The organism is Bacillus sp. PS217 (assembly GCF_037963535.1).
GTDB classification, from domain to species: Bacteria; Bacillota; Bacilli; order Bacillales; family Bacillaceae; genus Bacillus; species Bacillus subtilis.
In genome coordinates this window covers 2663088-2683052 of the sequence record NZ_CP150157.1, presented here as the reverse complement: position 1 = coordinate 2683052, position 19965 = coordinate 2663088, and the positions used below count along the sequence as shown (strand labels likewise).

The window sequence follows — 19965 nt, the reverse complement described above, 5'->3', positions numbered from 1 at the left end:
ACGGATCTGAGTACGCCGAAGCCCTGTTAAAGAGAGAAGCTCCATAAGCTGAAAGGAGCTTTATCAGAAGATCGGAGGAAGCTAATCCTGAGTGCAGTTAATCACTGCCGCTTATCCTGCGTTACAGGGTTAAAGGTGACGGGCGCATGAATGCCCGTAATCAGGGTGGTACCGCGAGACAGCTCTCGTCCCTGTGTAAACGTTGGTTTGCATAGGGGGAGGGCTTTTTTGCTGTCACTGAAGAGAATTTCGATTTTTATAGAGGAGGAAATACAATGAAACACTTAACTTCTGCGGAAGTGCGTCAAATGTTTTTGGATTTCTTTAAAGAAAAAGGACATGCGGTAGAGCCAAGCGCGTCATTAGTGCCTCATGAGGATCCTTCACTGCTTTGGATCAACAGCGGTGTTGCGACGCTGAAAAAATATTTTGACGGCCGTGTCGTGCCGGAAAATCCAAGAATCGTAAACGCTCAAAAAGCGATCAGAACAAACGATATAGAAAATGTAGGTAAAACTGCGCGCCATCACACTTTCTTTGAAATGCTCGGAAACTTTTCCATCGGCGATTATTTCAAAGAAGAAGCCATTACATGGGCTTGGGAGTTTTTAACGAGCGACAAGTGGATTGGCTTCGACAAAGAGCTTCTCTCTGTTACGGTTCATCCTGAAGATGAAGAGGCATATGAGTTTTGGGCGAAAAAAATCGGTATTCCTGAAGAAAGAATTATCCGTCTGGAAGGGAACTTCTGGGATATCGGTGAAGGGCCGAGCGGACCGAATACGGAAATCTTTTACGACCGCGGTGAAGCATACGGTAATGATCCAGAAGATCCGGAGCTTTACCCAGGCGGGGAAAACGACCGTTACCTGGAAGTATGGAACCTTGTGTTTTCAGAGTTCAACCATAACCCTGACGGCACGTACACACCGCTTCCAAAGAAAAACATTGATACAGGCATGGGTCTTGAAAGAATGGTATCTGTCATCCAGAATGTTCCGACAAACTTTGACACCGATTTGTTTGTTCCGATCATTAAAGCAACAGAATCGATTTCTGGTGAAACATATGGCAAAGACAATGTGAAAGACACTGCGTTTAAAGTGATTGCTGACCATATCAGAACGGTTGCCTTTGCTGTCAGTGACGGTGCGCTGCCGTCAAATGAAGGCCGCGGCTATGTATTAAGACGCTTATTACGCCGTGCCGTGCGTTATGCCAAAACGATCAACATCCATCGTCCGTTCATGTTTGATTTAGTGCCGGTTGTCGCAGAAATCATGGCTGATTTCTATCCTGAAGTGAAAGAGAAAGCGGATTTCATCGCAAAAGTCATTAAAACCGAGGAAGAACGCTTCCATGAGACCCTTAATGAAGGGCTTGCGATCCTGTCAGAAATGATCAAAAAAGAAAAAGACAAGGGCAGCAGCGTTATCTCAGGTGCTGATGTGTTTAAACTGTATGATACGTATGGATTCCCGGTTGAATTGACTGAAGAATACGCAGAAGACGAGAACATGACGGTTGACCATGAGGGCTTTGAGGAGGAAATGAACCAGCAGCGTGAACGGGCAAGAAACGCCCGCCAGGATGTAGGCAGCATGCAGGTGCAGGGCGGCGCACTGCGCGACGTGACAGATGAAAGCACATTTGTCGGCTATTCTCAAACCAAAGCTGATGCCAATATCATTGTGCTTCTTCGGGACGGCCAATTAATCGAAGAGGCTCATGAAGGAGAAAGCGTTCAAATCATTCTTGATGAAACACCGTTCTATGCAGAAAGCGGCGGCCAAATCGGCGATAAAGGCTATCTCCGAAACGAGCAGGCAGTTGTAAGAATTAAAGATGTTCAAAAAGCGCCGAACGGCCAGCATGTGCATGAAGGTGTTGTGGAGAGCGGTACTGTTCAAAAAGGCCTGCATGTTACGGCTGAAGTTGAAGACCATATGAGAAGCGGCGTCATTAAAAACCACACGGCAACGCATTTATTGCATCAGGCTCTAAAAGATGTTCTTGGAACTCATGTCAATCAGGCGGGCTCTCTTGTAACGGAAAACCGTCTTCGTTTTGACTTCTCGCACTTTGGCCAAGTGACAAAAGAAGAGCTCGAACAAATTGAAAGAATCGTAAACGAAAAGATCTGGGCGAGCATCCCGGTCAGCATTGATTTGAAACCGATCGCTGAAGCAAAAGAAATGGGTGCGATGGCACTGTTCGGCGAAAAATATGGCGATATTGTCCGTGTCGTTCAAGTTGGAAATTACAGCATAGAGCTGTGCGGCGGCTGCCATGTCAGAAATACAGCAGAAATCGGCTTGTTTAAAATCGTTTCTGAATCCGGAATCGGAGCAGGCACAAGACGGATTGAAGCTGTAACGGGACAAGGCGCTTACGTCGAAATGAACAGCCAGATTTCTGTATTGAAGCAGACCGCTGACGAGCTGAAAACAAATATCAAAGAAGTGCCGAAACGGGTCGCGGCTCTGCAGGCTGAACTGAAGGAAGCACAAAGAGAAAATGAATCTCTTCTTGCAAAACTAGGCAACGTGGAAGCAGGAGCAATCCTGTCGAAAGTAAAAGAAGTTGACGGCGTAAACGTGCTTGCGGCAAAAGTAAATGCAAAAGACATGAATCATCTCCGCACTATGGTCGATGAACTCAAAGCAAAGCTTGGCTCTGCGGTGATCGTGCTTGGTGCGGTACAAAACGATAAAGTTAATATCTCTGCCGGAGTCACAAAGGACCTCATTGAGAAAGGACTTCACGCCGGCAAGCTGGTTAAACAAGCTGCGGAAGTTTGCGGCGGAGGCGGCGGAGGCCGTCCGGACATGGCGCAGGCAGGCGGCAAACAGCCGGAAAAATTAGAAGAAGCTTTGGCTTCTGTAGAAGATTGGGTGAAATCCGTTTTATAATTCGCCCATGTAGTGTAGAATGATGGTAAGATTAGGACCCCAGGCTGAACTTTGCCTGCGAATTTGGGAAAGAGGTGCAAAACGGTGAGCTCGTTTGATAAAACGATGAAATTTAATTTCTCCGATGATTCTGCTGAGACTAACGTAAATGAGGTGCTGATTACAGTGTATGACGCGCTTCAGGAAAAGGGCTACAATCCAATCAACCAGATTGTCGGATACTTGCTGTCAGGTGATCCCGCTTATATTCCTAGGCATCGTGACGCTCGCAATTTAATTCGCAAACTTGAAAGAGACGAATTAATCGAGGAATTGGTAAAGTCTTATTTAGAACAGCATAAAGAGGCGTAAATAAAGAATGAGAATATTAGGACTCGATTTAGGAACCAAAACACTCGGTGTAGCTCTGAGCGATGAAATGGGCTGGACTGCTCAAGGCATTGAGACCATAAAGATAAATGAAGCAGAAGGCGATTATGGTTTATCCCGTTTATCTGAACTGATAAAGGACTATACTATAGATAAAATCGTGCTCGGCTTTCCTAAGAACATGAACGGAACAGTCGGCCCGAGAGGCGAAGCCAGCCAAACATTTGCGAAAGTGCTTGAAACAACGTACAATGTTCCTGTTGTGCTGTGGGACGAGCGTCTTACCACAATGGCGGCTGAAAAAATGCTGATTGCAGCTGACGTCAGCAGGCAAAAACGAAAAAAAGTCATTGATAAAATGGCGGCTGTTATGATTTTACAAGGATATCTTGACAGCTTAAATTAAAGCCAGAGGTGAAGAAAATGGAACACGGCGAAAAAAATATTACAATTGTTGACGATCAAGGAAATGAACAGCTTTGTGAAGTGCTGTTTACATTTGAAAACGAAGAGTTTGGCAAGTCTTATGTCTTGTACTATCCAATCGAATCAAAAGATGACGAAGAAGTAGAAATTCTTGCTTCCAGCTTCACGCCAAACGAAGACGGTGAAAACGGTGAGCTATTCCCGATTGAAACTGACGAAGAATGGGATATGATCGAAGAAACACTAAACACATTCTTAGCGGACGAAGACGAAGAGTAAAACATCGCGCAAAATCAAAGCCGGAGCTATACTGCTCCGGCTTTTTTCTGCTTTATGCAGGCCTCTTTTTGTAATAAATTGCCGAAATACAATGAATCATGTAGTATAAGAGCTGATGGGAGGAGACCTAATGTATATCAATCAGCAAAAAAAATCGTTTTTTAATAAAAAAAGAATTATACTGTCTTCCATTGTTGTGCTGTTTCTCATCATTGGCGGGGCATTTTTATATGGGAAATCATTGCTTGAACCTGTTGAAAAAGACAGTAAAACGACAGTTAATATTAACATTCCGAGCGGTTCGTCTGTTTCAGCCATCGCATCGATATTAAAGAAAAATGATGTCATAAAAAGCGAGAAGGCGTTTCAGTACTATGTGAAATATAAAGGTGCTTCCGGGTTTCAGGCCGGATTCTACCATCTGAATAAAGGTATGGATTTAGATGCCATTATTCAGAAGCTGACAAGCGGGGCTACAGGTTACGCTTTTCAAATCACAGTGACTGAGGGAGCACAGCTGACCCAAATCGCGGCTGCTATTGCTGATGAAACAAAATACTCTAAAAAACAAGTCATAGCGAAGCTGGACGATGAAACATTTATCAATCAGCTGAAGAAAGAATTCCCGGACACTGTGACAAATGATGTTTTCAATAAAAACATTAAGCACCCGCTTGAAGGGTACCTATTCCCGGCTACATACCCTTTTAACGATCCGGACACATCACTTGAAGACATTATCAAGGCAATGATTAAGCAGACAAATTCTTATGTGGAAACATATAAATCAGAAATGAAGAAAAACAAAGTTTCTGTGCATAAGCTGCTGACAATGGCTTCTTTGATAGAAGAAGAAGCGACTGAAAAAGCCGACCGCCATAAAATTGCGAGCGTCTTTTATAACCGCCTGAAAAAGAAAATGCCGCTCCAAACAGATCCGACCGTCCTGTACGCGGCAGGCAAGCATAAAGATCGGGTTCTTTATAAGGATCTGGAAATCGATTCACCATACAATACGTATAAAAACACAGGGCTGACGCCAGGGCCGATTGCCAATGCCGGCATGTCGTCATGGGAAGCGGCGCTGCATCCGGATAAAACGGACTATCTGTATTTCTTGGCCAAATCAAATGGTGAGGTCGTATTTACAAAAACGCTAAAAGAGCATAATAAAGCAAAAGAAAAATACATTTCCTCAAAAAATGAGAAATAAAAGGAGAGCAAAAAGCTCTCCTTTTGTTCGCTTTCCGCAAGGTTTTATGATAAAATATATCGGGTTGTTTACCGATGTATCATGATGTATTCAGAGAGTGTCCTGCGCATAAGACTGGGGCACTCCTTTTTAGAACGGGAGGCTGTTTGTAGTGACTGACCGGTATGAACAAATAAATGACTATATAGAAGCATTATTAAAGCCTCGGCCGGATAACGTGAAGAAGCTTGAAGCATATGCAGAAGAACATCATGTCCCGATTATGGAAAAAGCGGGCATGGAGGTGCTGCTTCAAATTTTGTCTGTGAAACAGCCGAAAAAAATACTAGAAATCGGAACGGCCATTGGTTATTCAGCCATTCGAATGGCTCTGGAGCTGCCGTCTGCTGAAATATATACAATTGAACGCAATGAGAAACGGCATGAAGAAGCGGTAAACAATATCAAGGAATTTCAGCTTGATGACCGGATTCATGTTTTTTACGGAGATGCGCTTGAATTAGCCGACGCCGTTCATGTAACCGCGCCTTACGATGTCATTTTTATTGACGCTGCAAAAGGTCAGTATCAAAACTTTTTTCATTTATATGAACCGATGCTTTCACCGGACGGGGTGATTATAACAGACAACGTGCTGTTTAAAGGTCTGGTGGCAGAGGATTACAGCAAAATAGAACCGAAGAGAAGGCGCAGGCTTGTAGCAAAAATTGATGAATATAATCATTGGCTGATGAATCATCCGGATTATCAAACTGCGATTATTCCTGTCGGGGACGGACTTGCGATTAGTAAAAAGAAGAGGTGAACGTCATGAAAAAACCAGAGCTCTTAGTGACTCCGACGAGTACAGCGGACATTTTGCCGCTTATACAGGCTGGGGCAACTGCGTTTTTAGTTGGGGAACAGAGATACGGCTTGAGATTAGCCGGAGAATTTTCTCGTGAAGATGTAACAAAAGCCGTAGAGATTGCTCACAAAGAAGGGGCAAAAGTATACGTTGCTGTAAATGCAATTTTCCATAATGATAAAGTGGGTGAGCTTGGCGAATATCTGGCTTTCTTAGCAGAAGCCGGTGTCGATGCAGCGGTATTCGGCGATCCTGCCGTGCTGATGGCTGCCCGTGAATCTGCGCCTGATCTGAAGCTTCATTGGAGCACAGAAACGACAGGTACCAACTATTATACATGCAACTACTGGGGACGCAAGGGTGCGGCGCGTTCTGTGCTTGCCAGAGAATTAAACATGGACAGCATTGTTGAGATTAAAGAAAATGCTGAAGTCGAAATTGAAATCCAGGTGCATGGAATGACGTGCATGTTCCAATCGAAGCGTTCTTTGATTGGAAACTATTTTGAATATCAGGGCAAAGTCATGGACATTGAAAGAAAGAAAAAAGAATCAGGCATGTTTTTACACGATAAAGAACGTGATAATAAATATCCGATTTTCGAAGATGAAAACGGCACTCACATCATGAGCCCGAACGATGTGTGCATCATTGATGAGCTCGAGGAATTGATAGATGCCGGAATTGATTCTTTCAAAATCGATGGTGTTTTGAAAACGCCTGAATACCTAATAGAAGTCACCAAAATGTACAGAGAAGCAATTGATTTGTGCGTGGAAAACCGTGACGAATACGAAGCGAAAAAAGAAGACTGGATCGAACGCATTGAAAGCATCCAGCCAGTAAACAGAAAAATTGATACCGGATTCTTCTTCAAGGAAACGGTTTATTAATCAAAAGGAGGTTAAGCTATGACTGCCGTAAATGATAAAATATCCACAATCGTTAATGGAAAGCGTGTGATTACGAAAAAGCCGGAGCTTCTCGCACCTGCGGGTAATCTTGAAAAGCTGAAAATCGCTGTTCATTACGGAGCGGACGCGGTCTTTATCGGGGGACAGGAATACGGGCTTCGCTCGAATGCCGATAACTTTACGATCGAAGAAATTGCAGAAGGCGTTGAATTCGCAAGGAAATATGGCGCGAAGATCTACGTAACAACGAATATTTTCGCCCATAATGAAAACATGGACGGGCTTGAAGACTATTTAAAAGCGCTTGGAGACGCCAACGTTGCCGGTATTATTGTGGCAGATCCGCTTATTATTGAAACATGCCGCAGAGTGGCGCCGAATGTTGAGGTTCACTTGAGCACACAGCAGTCTCTTTCAAACTGGAAGGCTGTCCAGTTCTGGAAGGAAGAAGGTCTCGACCGCGTCGTGCTGGCACGTGAAACTAGCGCTCTTGAAATCAGAGAAATGAAAGAAAAGGTAGATATCGAAATCGAATCCTTCATTCATGGCGCAATGTGTATTGCATATTCCGGCCGCTGCGTGCTGAGCAATCACATGACAGCGCGGGATTCCAATCGCGGAGGCTGCTGCCAGTCATGCCGCTGGGATTATGATCTCTATCAAACAGACGGTGCCAACGCCGTTGCTTTGTATGGTGAAGAAGATGCACCATTTGCGATGAGCCCGAAAGATTTGAAGCTGATTGAATCCATTCCAAAAATGATTGAAATGGGGATCGACAGCTTAAAGATTGAAGGCCGCATGAAATCCATTCACTATGTAGCAACTGTTGTCAGCGTATACCGCAAAGTAATCGATGCTTATTGCGCTGATCCAGAGAACTTTGTGATTCAAAAAGAATGGCTTGAAGAGCTTGATAAGTGCGCCAACAGGGACACTGCGACAGCTTTCTTTGAAGGAACGCCAGGTTATGAGGAGCAAATGTTCGGCGAACACGCCAAGAAAACGACATATGATTTTGTCGGCTTAGTGCTGAATTATGATGAAGATACACAAATGGTCACGCTTCAGCAGCGCAATTTCTTCAAAAAAGGCGACGAAGTGGAATTTTTCGGTCCAGAAATCGAAAACTTTACACATACGATTGAAACCATTTGGGACGAAGACGGAAATGAGCTAGATGCTGCCCGCCATCCCCTGCAAATTGTCAAATTCAAACTAGACAAAAAGATTTATCCGAGCAACATGATGAGAAAGGGGAAGTAACAGCCCATGGGTAAGAATCCAGTAGTCATTGGAATCGCAGGAGGTTCCGGTTCAGGAAAAACGAGTGTCACACGGTCCATTTATGAACAGTTTAAAGGACACTCAATTTTAATGATCCAGCAGGACCTTTATTATAAAGACCAAAGCCATCTTCCGTTTGAAGAAAGGCTGAACACAAACTATGATCATCCGCTTGCGTTTGATAATGACTATTTAATCGAGCATATTCAGGATCTATTGAATTACCGCCCGATTGAAAAGCCGATTTATGACTATAAGCTTCACACACGTTCAGAAGAAACGGTTCACGTAGAGCCAAAGGATGTTATTATCCTTGAAGGCATTCTTGTTCTTGAAGACAAAAGGCTTCGTGATCTGATGGATATCAAGCTTTATGTTGATACGGACGCTGACTTGCGTATCATCAGACGGATTATGAGAGATATTAATGAGCGCGGACGCTCTATTGATTCTGTCATTGAACAATATGTGTCAGTGGTCCGTCCGATGCATAACCAATTCGTCGAGCCGACGAAACGATACGCTGATATTATTATCCCGGAAGGCGGTCAGAATCACGTCGCAATTGATCTGATGGTCACAAAAATTCAAACCATTCTTGAACAAAACGCGATTTTGTAATACCATAGCATAGACATAAATAACTCTGACCATATTATGTATAGGCAGGAAGGGAATGTGCGAATTCCCTTCTTTCCCTGTTTATAAACGCGAAATATTTGCAGAACGACACGATTCAGTTTAAGATAAACAGTACCTATATGGGAGAGAAGAACGAGGACTGCCCTGTGTTCTCATTCTTGTATTTTTTAGTTTATGCTCTCATACATAATCGAAGATGTTGAGGGACAACCAGAAGGAGTGAAGGGACATGGCACAAGAGAAAGTTTTTCCTATGACTGCAGAAGGAAAACAAAAACTTGAACAAGAATTAGAATATTTGAAAACGGTTAAACGAAAAGAAGTAGTAGAGCGAATCAAAATTGCGAGAAGCTTCGGAGACCTTTCCGAGAACTCTGAATACGATTCAGCGAAAGAAGAGCAGGCATTTGTAGAGGGCCGCGTGACGACTCTTGAAAATATGATTCGCAATGCGAAAATCATTGAAGATGACGGCGGCTCTAACGTTGTCGGTTTGGGTAAAACCGTCACTTTCGTCGAACTGCCTGACGGTGATGAAGAATCATATACGATCGTCGGAAGCGCGGAAGCTGACCCGTTTGAAGGGAAAATCTCAAACGATTCACCGATCGCAAAAAGCCTCTTGGGCAAAAAAGTAGATGAAGAAGTCACAGTACAAACACCGGGCGGAGAAATGCTCGTGAAAATTGTGAAAATTTCATAATATCTGTTTAGCAGCGAAACACCTCGTCCACAATGTGGGTGAGGTGTTTTTTTATGAAGATATCGAAACGAATGAAGCTGGCAGTCATCGTTTTTTTGATTGTATTTTTTCTGCTTCTGCTGAGGCTTGCAGAAATCCAGCTGTTTTTCACAGAATCATTTTCTAAAAAGAAAATTAATTTGATTCAAGAAAGTGTGAAACAGCGGACGGAGGAAGTGCTCATTTCAGATGGAAGAGGCTCTTTTTTAGATCGAAACGGGCGGGCGCTGACAGGACAAAGCGAGCCTGCGGTTGTTTTGTTCCCTTTTCTGCTGACGCAGGATTGGCCGATCAAAAAAGTTGCGGACATCCTCGGCATGTCTGAAGATGATTTGCGCCAGACACTAGGTAAGGCAAAAAAACCGGTCATTTTGCAGCAAAAGAAAATCAAAACACTTTCAAAACAATCTATCACAAAAATTAATTCTTTGAAATATCCCGGCATTTACGGCGTATATATGGAGAATGAAGACAAGCCCAGCCTTGCTTCACATACGATAGGGAGCACGAACCAAGATCCGGCGCTGCTTCGCAAGAAATATCCTGACAAGGAGAGCCTTCCGATTACAACAGAAATCGGAACAACCGGTTTAGAACGGACATTTGACGAGTTTTTGCTTCCGGAACAAGACACAAAGCTTTTATATCATGTGGACGGAAAAGGAAACCCTTTGTTTGGCATGGACGTCAAATATACAGCTGAAGCCAATACATTTTATCCGCTCCAGGTCAAAACAACGATCGATCAAAGCATTCAAAAAGCGATGGAGGAGGTATTGGATGAACAGGGGCTGAAAAAGGGAGGAGCTGTGCTGCTGGACATCGAAAATAGCAGTGTTCTGGGAATTGTAAGCAAACCAGATGCGGATGTGTCCCGACAAAACACACTTCAAAATTATATGCTGACGCCAATCTATCCCGGATCAGTTTTTAAAACAGTCATTGCCGCAGCTGCAATCGAAAATAATATGGTGAAGCCTAGTCAAACCTTTAATTGCAATTTAAACCTGTACGGGGAACCGGGGGACGACAAAGGAACCTTGTCTTTTGATGAAAGTTTTGCACAAAGCTGTAATTACACATTTACGAGTCTTGCAGAACAATTAATGAAAAAAGACAGCTCGGTTATTGAAGATATGTCCGAGAAGCTGGCTCTCACTGATCGGGCAGGCTGGGAGGGAAAACTGTACCACGAAACCGATTTCCGCCAGCTGTATAACGAAAAAAGCGGCGTGATTTGGGGGGATGAAAAAGACAAATCAGTCAAAAAAGCCATTGCGCAAACAGCAATCGGGCAGAAAAATGTAAAGGTAACGCCGCTGGAGGTAGCCAATATGATGGCGACAATCGCCCGCGGCGGAGAAAAACGGCAGGTGAAAATTGCCGAACAAATTGAGTATAAGAACGGCACAACGCTCGTTACGTTTAAAGATCAGAAGCTCAAAGGGGAAACGATAGACAAATATACGTCACAGCAGCTTCAAAAAATACTGCGGCGGGTAGTAGAATCTCCTTCCGGAACGGGCAGAAGGTTTCAAGATCTTCCGTATACTGTAGCAGGGAAGTCGGGCACAGCCCAGACAGGCAAGCTTTCAAAAGAGAAGGAAACGCTCTATGAAAAATGGTTTGCCGGATATTTTCCCGCGGATAAGCCGAAATACGCTCTGGTTGTTTTACACATGGATATACCGGGAGATAAGGCTCTGACAAATTCGGTGTTTTATGATATTGTTAAAAAAGTACACGAAATTGAAATCAATCAGAAATAGAACAACTTCTCAGCACATGTTAAAATATATGCTGAGCCAAGAGGGATAAAGGAGTGCAGAATTATTGAGCAATAATCAATCTCGTTATGAAAATCGTGATAAACGCAGAAAAGCCAATTTAGTGCTTAACATTTTAATCGCAATCGTATCCATACTAATTGTCGTAGTAGCAGCGAATCTCTTCATTAACAGTCCTTCTAGCAAAGATGTCAGCAAGGATTCTGAAACGACGCAAAAACAGGAATCTCCGGCTTCAGGAAAGACGGAAAAGAAATCGGATGAGGATATAAAAGACAGCAAGAAAGATACATCTGACAGTGAAAAGGATTCTGAGAAGTCTTCTGACTCTGATTCCAAAAAAGATGATTCTCCTTCTAAAAAAGATGACTCTGATTCAGATTCAAGCTCAGATTCAGCCGGTGACGGGCTTAAAGATGCAAAAGTAACAGAAGGCGGCTCATCGAGCGATGTGGAAAAAACGTATGAAAATCCTGACTGGAAAGCAGTCGGAACTGAGCAGACTGGCGAGCATGCCGCTACTTATGATTCAAGCTCACAAGACTGGGCTGAGATGCTGAAAGCCATTTCGTACGCAACTGGTGTCTCAACAGATAACATGACGGTGCTCTGGCTCGGAAATAACGGCAGCCCTCAGGATGCCAAAGGCAAAATTTTGGACAAGGCGACTGGGAATAAATATCAAGTCACGATTACATGGGTCGATGAAAAAGGCTGGAAGCCGACAAAAGTAGAAAAGCTAAAATAAACAAAAGCAGCCGGGTTACAACCGGCTGCTTTTGTTTTAGGCTTCAGCTGCGAAATGAACCACCGCGCTGTACAATATTCTTCCTTCTGCCACAGCAATTTGGTGTGAAACAGATTTCACCCGAAGCATGATGGCTTTATTGTTTTCAATTTGTGTATTGATTTTCTTTTCAAGCTCCTGCAATGAAGCCGCTTCAAAAAATTCCACTTTGTCTTTAATCAGATCTAATTGAAAATTCATGTCTTGACCCTCCAGCTTTCACAAGTCATATGAAGTATAAGCTTTTTTGCGGTCAATGCGCAATATGAGATGGCATAAAATACACAAAGTGTTTTAGTACCTGCTTTTCAGAAGATGTGGTATTATAGGAACTGTTCCATCATTAATCCATAGTATACTTATAGGAATTATTAAATATGGAGTGTGACAAATATGGGCCGTGAATTTATCCCTCTCTTTGAAGATTGGGCAGCAACTTATGATCAAACAGTACAAGGTTTAGATATTCAGTATAAAGAAGCGTTCAGAGGCTACGATCATATCCTTGATGCCATCGTCAGAAAATCTGGAACGCATGTGTTAGAATTTGGCCCGGGGACCGGGAATTTGACAGCTAAGCTGCTCGATGCAGGCAAAACTGTATTTGGAATCGAACCTTCTCCAGCAATGCGTAAACTGGCTTCTGACAAGCTCTCAGGCAGGACGGAAATCGTTGATGGAGACTTCCTGACATTCCCTGAGCCGCCATTTCAGGCTGATACGATTGTCAGTTCATATGCTTTTCATCATTTGACTGACGAAGAAAAGCGGGCTGCCATAAAGCAATATGGCAAATACCTTCACTTGCATGATAAAATAGTGTTTGCCGATACCGTCTTTGAAAATGCGCAAGCGTATCAACAGGCTATCGATAAAGCCCGTTCTCAAGGCTTTTATCAGCTTGCAAATGATTTAGAGACAGAGCATTATCCTACATTGGATGCGTTGAAAGAAATGTTTACAGCTGAAGGTTTTGCAGTCCGATTCACTCAGCAAAACGACTTCGTGTGGATAATGGAGGCGATCAAACGGTAAAGTGAAGGGAATGTGAATAGATGAGACTAGCAGTCATCGGAGCAATGGAAGAGGAAGTTACCATCTTAAGAAACAAACTTGAAAATGCAAAAACAGAAACGATCGCACACTGTGAATTTACAACAGGCGAATATGAAGGAACTGAAGTGATTCTTTTAAAATCAGGAATTGGAAAAGTAAATGCTGCGATCAGCACGACGCTTCTGCTTGACCGTTACAAGCCTGATTATGTCATTAACACAGGCTCAGCCGGCGGATTTCATCATACATTGAATGTAGGGGATGTTGTTATTTCCACTGACGTTCGCCACCATGATGTAGACGTAACGGCTTTTGACTATGAATACGGCCAAGTGCCGGGTCTTCCGGCTGCTTATGCGGCGGATGAAAAGCTGATCAGCATCACTGAAGAAGCGGTATCTGAACTCGACGGCATTCAGGTTGCAAAAGGAACGATTGCAACAGGCGATTCTTTCATGAACGATCCGAAGCGGGTTGAAGAGGTGCGTGCGAGATTTTCTGATCTGTACGCGGTTGAAATGGAGGCTGCGGCAGTGGCTCAAGTGTGCCATCAATTTAAAACGCCGTTTGTCGTCATCAGAGCGTTATCTGATATTGCAGGAAAAGAATCACATGTTTCATTTGACCAATTTTTAGAGCAGGCGGCTGTCCATTCAACAGAGCTTGTGTTAAAGGTGATCAAACGAATTCATTAAAACGGGGAGAACGTTCTCCTCCGTTTTTCTCTAAAAACAACCTCTATTAAGGAGGAGGACATATATGACAGTGATTACGGACATTACCGAGCTGATTGGGAATACACCGCTTCTCCGCTTGAAGAACTTTGATGTTCCAGAAGGAGTCGCGGTGTATGCCAAGCTTGAAATGATGAATCCAGGGGGAAGCATCAAAGACAGACTGGGAGATATGCTGATTCGTGACGCGCTCGATTCAGGCAAAGTGAAACCCGGCGGAGTGATTATAGAAGCTACGGCAGGCAATACAGGGATCGGCCTTGCGTTAAGTGCCAGAAAATATGGGCTGAAAGCGATTTTCTGTGTCCCTGAACATTTCAGCAGAGAGAAACAGCAAATTATGCAAGCGCTTGGCGCATCAATCATTCATACACCGCGTCAAGACGGAATGCAGGGAGCCATTCAAAAAGCCATTCAGCTGGAGACTGAAATTGAAAATTCTTATTGCGTTTTGCAATTTAAAAACCGAGTAAATCCATCGACTTACTATAAGACGCTTGGACCTGAAATGTGGGAAGCGCTTGACGGGAATATTCATACATTTGTCGCAGGGGCAGGATCAGGGGGCACATTCGCAGGGACAGCTTCCTTCTTAAAAGAAAAAAATCCAGCAGTCAAAACGGTGATTGTTGAACCGGAGGGCTCGATTTTAAACGGAGGAGAGCCCCACGCTCATAAAACAGAGGGCATCGGCATGGAGTTTATCCCCGATTATATGGATAAGAGCCATTTTGACGAAATCTACACCGTAACAGATGAGAATGCGTTTAGTCTTGTGAAAGAAGCGGCAGAAAAAGAAGGCCTGCTGATCGGAAGCTCTTCAGGTGCAGCGCTTTATGCGGCATTGGAGGAAGCGAAAAAAGCATCCGCTGGAACTAACATTGTCACAGTATTTCCTGACAGCAGCGATCGATATATCAGCAAACAAATATACGAAGGAGGCATCTGATATGAAGAAAAAAACATTGATGATACATGGCGGAATCACAGGTGATGAGAAAACAGGCGCAGTTTCCGTGCCGATTTATCAAGTAAGCACGTACAAGCAGCCGAAAGCAGGGCAGCATACAGGCTACGAGTATTCAAGAACGGCCAATCCGACTCGAACCGCTCTCGAAGCACTAGTGACAGAACTGGAAAGCGGGGAAGCAGGCTATGCGTTCAGCTCAGGAATGGCTGCCATTACAGCGGTTATGATGCTGTTTAACAGCGGAGATCATGTCGTGTTGACTGATGATGTGTACGGTGGAACATATCGCGTGATGACAAAGGTGCTTAACCGTCTTGGCATTGAATCAACATTTGTTGATACGAGCAGCAGGGAAGAAGTTGAAAAAGCGATTCGCCCTAATACAAAAGCCATTTATATTGAAACTCCGACAAACCCGTTGCTCAAAATCACCGACCTGACGCTCATGGCTGATATCGCAAAAAAAGCGGGTGTTCTGCTTATCGTAGACAATACCTTTAATACTCCTTATTTTCAGCAGCCGCTTACTTTAGGCGCTGATATCGTACTGCACAGTGCGACAAAATATCTTGGCGGACACAGTGATGTCGTCGGAGGTTTAGTTGTGACAGCTTCGAAAGAGCTTGGAGAAGAGCTGCATTTTGTGCAAAACTCCACAGGCGGCGTGCTCGGCCCTCAAGATTCCTGGCTGTTGATGAGAGGAATCAAAACGTTGGGACTCAGAATGGACGCGATTGATCAAAATGCACGGAAAATCGCAAGCTTTCTTGAGAATCATCCTGCTGTCCAAACGTTATATTATCCAGGTTCTTCAAATCATCCCGGACATGAGCTTGCAAAAACGCAAGGATCGGGCTTCGGCGGCATGATCTCCTTTGATATTGGCAGTGAAGAACGGGTTGATGCGTTTTTAGGAAATCTGAAACTGTTTACCATTGCTGAAAGCCTGGGGGCGGTTGAAAGCTTAATTTCTGTTCCTGCAAGAATGACACATGCCTCTATTCCGAGAGAACGCCGGCTTGAGCTCGGCATTACGGACGGCTTGATCAGAATTTCTGTAGGAATTGAAGATGCGGAAGACTTGTTGGAAGATATCGGCCAAGCGCTTGAAAATATATAACAAATGGATAGAATTACTTTCTCTGTAAGCCGCCGGATTATATTATAATAGTCGTATACTATGAATCTGGCAGGTGATTCTTTTGAACAAAAATAGAATGAAATCTTTAAAAGAAGACTACAAGCATTTTGCTTTTACATTGCTTGCAGTCAGCACTTTTTTATATATAGGCGCAGTTCTCCCTGATCAAGGTTTAACATTAGGCCAGAAATCGACGATGTTTTTAGCGGATTGCGTATTTTTAGCCGGTGCCTTCTTTTGCGCTGACCGTTCACTTATTTACAAGAAGCGTCTGGAAGAAGCCGACGAATAAAAAAACAGCCATCATCAAGCGATGGCTGTTTTTCTGTTATTTTTCTCGAAGTTCTTTTCCCATGCCTTTTAAAAACTGAAGACCGAAGCCGACGGCTCTGTTGATGTCAGGATCGTTCATTGCTTTTAACAGGTCGAGAATCCCGACTTTCTTGTCTTCTTTTAAAAAGCTTTGTGCCTGTTCAGTCCCAGCCATTACGCTTTCTAAAAGCTTTGCTGTAAACTCAGGATCGGCTTTTGTCAATGCGCCTCCGGCAGCCATCATCGTGTTGATGAGGTTGGTGACAGGCTCGCGGGAAACTTGGCCAAGCGCAATCTTGGCAATGTCTTCCTTCGCTCTGAGCATGCTTGTTGCCGCATCAAAAATTCCAAGATCATTGAGTTCATTCATTAACGTCATCGTTTTAGAGACGGCGTCCTCATTTTCCGCCAGCAGCTCTTTCAGTTCTTCTATTTTTTCAAGCTTCATTTGCTCAGCTGTTTTTGTTTCTTTTTTGATCGTCGTAATCGGAGTGGCCATTCGTTTTCCTCCTATCGTTTAATCAGTCAGATGGACATAGCCAGGGCGGTTCCATTTTCTTTCTGCTTCGACTCCGTTTTGCGGATGCCGTTTTTTGTTGCGCGGATTTGTTTTTGGAAGCGGCGCTGTTTCACAGCCGCCAAGCACTTCCATGCGGACCTTTGTCTGTTTATAAGCAGGCGTGTTCGTCCGTTTATCAGCTGCAGGGCCCGTCAAGAAGTTAATCGCTGACTCCTTGTCTGTCGAGTTCATTGGCAAATAGAGTTCATTTTTCCGTACCCGGTCTGTGATCAGCGCGTTCAATTTGACTGCTCCGAACGGAGAAACGAGCCGTACAAGCGAACCGTCACAAACACCTCGCTCTTGTGCAAGCTCAGGTGAGATCTCAACGAATACATTCGGCACTTTCGCTTGGATGCCTTTCGATTTATTTGTCATGTTTCCTTCGTGGAAATGCTCCAGCATCCGGCCGTTATTGATATGAAGGTCATATTCCTCCGGAAATGCCGCTGGCTCGGTCCAATCAGAAAGGGCAAAGCGTGCTTTTTTGTCAGGGAAATTAAATCCGTCTTCATACAGAAGCGGTGTGCTTTCACCTGTGAAGCTGCCCCATAGGAAGCTGTTCCAGCCTTCAAGCACCTCATAGCTTGCTTTGGCAAACAGAGGAGAAAGACTCGCCATTTCAGAGAAAATGTCACTTGGATGGCTGTAATTCCAATTCGCTCCTAAACGGTTTGCCACCTCTTGAATAATCCACCAGTCCGGTTTTGCGTCACCAAGCGTCGGAAGCGCCTGATACAATCGCTGGACACGGCGTTCTGTGTTGGTAAATGTTCCGTCTTTTTCAAGTGAAGGAGTGGCCGGCAAGACGACATCAGCATATTGAGCTGTTCTTGACAGGAAGATGTCCTGTACCACGAAGAAATCAAGGCTTGATAAAATATCATGCACATGGTTCGCGTTTGAATCGACCAGTGCCATATCCTCACCGACAAGATACATAGCTTTCATTTTTCCTTCTTCAATGGCATGAAGCATTTGAATATTATCTAAACCAGGCTTTCCATCAATCTCGACACCATATGCCTCTTCAAATTTAGCGCGTGCTTTGTCATCTGTAATATGCTGATATCCCGGCAGCCAGCCAGGCAATGTTCCCATATCACATGCGCCTTGCACGTTATTGTGTCCGCGCAGAGGATAAGCGCCGGCACCTGGACGGCGATAGTTGCCCGTAGCGAGAAGCAGGTTTGAAATGGCTGCTGATGTATCAGAACCGCCTGTATTTTGTGTGACACCCATTCCCCAAAGGACACAAGTGCCGTCAGCATCACGAATCATTTCAGCAATTTGAATGATGTTTTCTTTTGAAAGGCCTGTGATGCGTTCTGCATAATCAAGCGTATACGTTTTAAGGGTTTCTTTATAATCTTCAAAGTAATTGACGTTCTCATCAATAAACGCCTGATCGTGCCAGCCTTGGTCGATCATATATTTCGTAACAGCCATCAGCCAAACTTGGTCTGTGCCTTGTTTAGGGCTGATGAACAGATCAGATCGCTCAGCCATCTCATTTTTACGCAGGTCAGCAACAATCAGTTTTTGACCGTGGAGCTTGTGTGCCCGTTTGACGCGTGTTGCGAGCACTGGGTGTCCTTCCGCCGGATTGGCACCGACAATGATGACCAGGCCTGCTTTGGCAATATCTTTAATCGTGCCGGCGTCACCGCCCATGCCGACAGTGCGGAACAATCCGTCTGTAGCAGGAGACTGGCAGTAGCGTGAGCAGTTATCGACGTTGTTTGTTTCAAATACCTGACGCGCTAGTTTTTGAATGACGTAGTTTTCTTCATTCGTAATTTTAGAAGAAGAAATAAACCCTACAGAGCCTTTACCGTATTGCTCTTTAATTGATCCTAATCTGCTTGCGACAAGATCGAGGGCTTCTTCCCAAGAAGACTCCACAAAGGCTCCGTTTTTACGGATTAAAGGCTTTGTGATCCGCTCTTTTGAATTGACAAAATCCCAGCCGAATTTCCCTTTGACACATGTGGAAATCGCGTTAACCGGAGCATCAGAAACAGGCTGGATCTTTAAAATATCCCGTCCTTTTGTCCATACTTCAAATGAACACCCGACACCGCAGAACGTACATACAGTTTTCGTTTTTTTCGTTCTCGTTTCACGCATTGCCGCTTCGACTTCAGAAATGGCAAAAATGCTGCCATACCCCGGTTCAACATTTTTCACGAGATCAATCATCGGTTCCATGACGTCCTCTTTAATGCCTGTCATAAAACCAGCCTGCCCGAGCATTGATTTTTCCATCAGTGCATTACATGGACATACTGTTACACACTGACCGCAGCTGACACAGGAAGATTCATTGATCGGAACTCCCTCATCCCAAATGACGCGAGGGCGTTCGCGCTCCCAGTCGATTGAGAGTGTTTCATTTACCTGAAGGTTTTGACAGACCTCAACACACTGGCCGCAGGCAATACATTGGTTTGGATCATAGCGGTAAAAAGGATGAGACATATCAACCGCGCAAGAAGGATCTTCTTTTGGCGTGTATGGGTATTTTTGATGCTCGATCCCCATCATTTCCGCTGTATTATGCAGCGTACAGTTTCCATTGTTGTTATCGCAAACTGTACAATACAGCAAATGATTTTCAAGAAGGCGGTCCATCGCTTCGGTTTGCGCTTCTTTCACTCGATTTCCTGAAAGATCAATAGACATCCCGTTTTCTGCAACCGTCGCGCATGAACGAACCAGCTTGCCGTTTGCCTCTACTATGCAAGTATCACAAGTTTGAATCGGGTCAACCTCTGGTACGTGGCAAATCTGCGGGTACTCAATTCCGTTTTCATTTAAAATATCTAAAATTGTGGCCCCTGCTCGTGCTTGAATTTCTGTTCCGTCTACACGGACACTGATCGACTTAACGTCCATCATATTCATATTCCCCTCCATCTGTCTTTCAAGAAGTCAAAAAAAGCCATGTATAGATACACCTGCCCTTAATTCTAAGAAGGTGTAAAC

The 19965-nt window shown here is 44.1% G+C and carries 20 protein-coding genes; 17 read left to right on the top strand and 3 right to left on the bottom strand.

What is annotated here, in order from left to right; all coding sequences use genetic code 11:
- The first annotated feature begins 275 nt into the window (after positions 1 to 275).
- From alaS to NSQ83_RS13905, 12 genes are all read left to right on the top strand, one after another.
- Complete coding sequence (gene alaS, locus NSQ83_RS13960; RefSeq protein ID WP_198878599.1) at positions 276 to 2912, top strand: alanine--tRNA ligase; 2637 nt, start codon at positions 276 to 278, stop codon at positions 2910 to 2912.
- Positions 2913 to 2996: 84 nt separating this feature from the next.
- On the top strand, positions 2997 to 3263 hold the full coding sequence (locus NSQ83_RS13955) for an IreB family regulatory phosphoprotein (RefSeq protein ID WP_003225903.1): 267 nt from the start codon (positions 2997 to 2999) through the stop codon (positions 3261 to 3263).
- A 7-nt stretch (positions 3264 to 3270) separates the two neighbouring features.
- The gene (gene ruvX, locus NSQ83_RS13950; protein WP_003229795.1) at positions 3271 to 3687 is read left to right on the top strand and encodes a Holliday junction resolvase RuvX; all 417 of its coding nucleotides are present in this window, start codon (positions 3271 to 3273) and stop codon (positions 3685 to 3687) included.
- A gap of 17 nt (positions 3688 to 3704) precedes the next feature.
- Positions 3705 to 3986 (top strand): DUF1292 domain-containing protein, encoded by a 282-nt coding sequence (locus NSQ83_RS13945; RefSeq protein ID WP_003246199.1) that lies wholly within the window; start codon positions 3705 to 3707, stop codon positions 3984 to 3986.
- 130 nt (positions 3987 to 4116) lie between these two features.
- Positions 4117 to 5199 (top strand): endolytic transglycosylase MltG, encoded by a 1083-nt coding sequence (gene mltG, locus NSQ83_RS13940; RefSeq protein ID WP_003229799.1) that lies wholly within the window; start codon positions 4117 to 4119, stop codon positions 5197 to 5199.
- A gap of 151 nt (positions 5200 to 5350) precedes the next feature.
- A complete protein-coding gene (locus NSQ83_RS13935; RefSeq protein ID WP_014480416.1) occupies positions 5351 to 6004 on the top strand; it encodes an O-methyltransferase in 654 nt (217 codons plus the stop codon).
- Between the two features lie 5 nt (positions 6005 to 6009).
- Positions 6010 to 6939, top strand: a complete 930-nt coding sequence (locus tag NSQ83_RS13930) for a peptidase U32 family protein (protein ID WP_015714428.1) — start codon at positions 6010 to 6012, stop codon at positions 6937 to 6939.
- Positions 6940 to 6957: 18 nt separating this feature from the next.
- Positions 6958 to 8226, top strand: coding sequence for a U32 family peptidase (locus NSQ83_RS13925; RefSeq protein WP_204551347.1), 1269 nt, complete (start codon positions 6958 to 6960; stop codon positions 8224 to 8226).
- A gap of 6 nt (positions 8227 to 8232) precedes the next feature.
- Positions 8233 to 8868 carry a uridine kinase gene (gene udk / locus NSQ83_RS13920; RefSeq protein ID WP_003225916.1) on the top strand — a complete coding sequence of 212 codons (636 nt, stop codon included), beginning with the start codon at positions 8233 to 8235 and terminating at the stop codon, positions 8866 to 8868.
- A 250-nt stretch (positions 8869 to 9118) separates the two neighbouring features.
- Entirely contained in the window at positions 9119 to 9592 is a 474-nt protein-coding gene (gene greA / locus NSQ83_RS13915; protein WP_004399078.1) for a transcription elongation factor GreA, read from the top strand.
- Between the two features lie 53 nt (positions 9593 to 9645).
- Positions 9646 to 11400 (top strand): penicillin-binding protein 2, encoded by a 1755-nt coding sequence (locus tag NSQ83_RS13910; RefSeq protein WP_033882969.1) that lies wholly within the window; start codon positions 9646 to 9648, stop codon positions 11398 to 11400.
- A gap of 64 nt (positions 11401 to 11464) precedes the next feature.
- Positions 11465 to 12166 carry a YrrS family protein gene (locus NSQ83_RS13905; protein WP_038429387.1) on the top strand — a complete coding sequence of 234 codons (702 nt, stop codon included), beginning with the start codon at positions 11465 to 11467 and terminating at the stop codon, positions 12164 to 12166.
- A 36-nt stretch (positions 12167 to 12202) separates the two neighbouring features.
- Here NSQ83_RS13905 and NSQ83_RS13900 read toward each other — a convergent pair whose 3' ends face one another.
- Entirely contained in the window at positions 12203 to 12406 is a 204-nt protein-coding gene (locus NSQ83_RS13900) for a YrzA family protein (RefSeq protein WP_088326636.1), read from the bottom strand.
- Between the two features lie 192 nt (positions 12407 to 12598).
- On the opposite strand from NSQ83_RS13900, the gene NSQ83_RS13895 reads away from it, so the two are divergent.
- The 5 genes from NSQ83_RS13895 to NSQ83_RS13875 all read left to right on the top strand — a co-directional run bounded on the left by NSQ83_RS13895 (position 12599) and on the right by NSQ83_RS13875 (position 16398).
- Positions 12599 to 13240 (top strand): class I SAM-dependent methyltransferase, encoded by a 642-nt coding sequence (locus NSQ83_RS13895; protein WP_003229807.1) that lies wholly within the window; start codon positions 12599 to 12601, stop codon positions 13238 to 13240.
- A 20-nt stretch (positions 13241 to 13260) separates the two neighbouring features.
- The gene (mtnN, locus tag NSQ83_RS13890; RefSeq protein WP_009967881.1) at positions 13261 to 13956 is read left to right on the top strand and encodes a 5'-methylthioadenosine/S-adenosylhomocysteine nucleosidase; all 696 of its coding nucleotides are present in this window, start codon (positions 13261 to 13263) and stop codon (positions 13954 to 13956) included.
- 64 nt (positions 13957 to 14020) lie between these two features.
- Positions 14021 to 14944 carry an O-acetylserine dependent cystathionine beta-synthase gene (locus NSQ83_RS13885; protein WP_204551346.1) on the top strand — a complete coding sequence of 308 codons (924 nt, stop codon included), beginning with the start codon at positions 14021 to 14023 and terminating at the stop codon, positions 14942 to 14944.
- A 1-nt stretch (position 14945) separates the two neighbouring features.
- Positions 14946 to 16085 carry a bifunctional cystathionine gamma-lyase/homocysteine desulfhydrase gene (locus NSQ83_RS13880; protein ID WP_204551345.1) on the top strand — a complete coding sequence of 380 codons (1140 nt, stop codon included), beginning with the start codon at positions 14946 to 14948 and terminating at the stop codon, positions 16083 to 16085.
- A gap of 82 nt (positions 16086 to 16167) precedes the next feature.
- Positions 16168 to 16398 (top strand): YrhC family protein, encoded by a 231-nt coding sequence (locus NSQ83_RS13875; RefSeq protein WP_003237358.1) that lies wholly within the window; start codon positions 16168 to 16170, stop codon positions 16396 to 16398.
- Positions 16399 to 16434: 36 nt separating this feature from the next.
- Here the strand turns inward: NSQ83_RS13875 and NSQ83_RS13870 are convergent, their stop codons facing one another.
- Positions 16435 to 16917: a DUF1641 domain-containing protein gene (locus NSQ83_RS13870; protein ID WP_014664782.1), complete on the bottom strand. Its 483-nt coding sequence runs from the start codon at positions 16915 to 16917 to the stop codon at positions 16435 to 16437.
- A gap of 18 nt (positions 16918 to 16935) precedes the next feature.
- Positions 16936 to 19878 carry a formate dehydrogenase subunit alpha gene (fdhF, locus tag NSQ83_RS13865; protein WP_010886582.1) on the bottom strand — a complete coding sequence of 981 codons (2943 nt, stop codon included), beginning with the start codon at positions 19876 to 19878 and terminating at the stop codon, positions 16936 to 16938.
- Between the last annotated feature and the right edge of the window lie 87 nt (positions 19879 to 19965).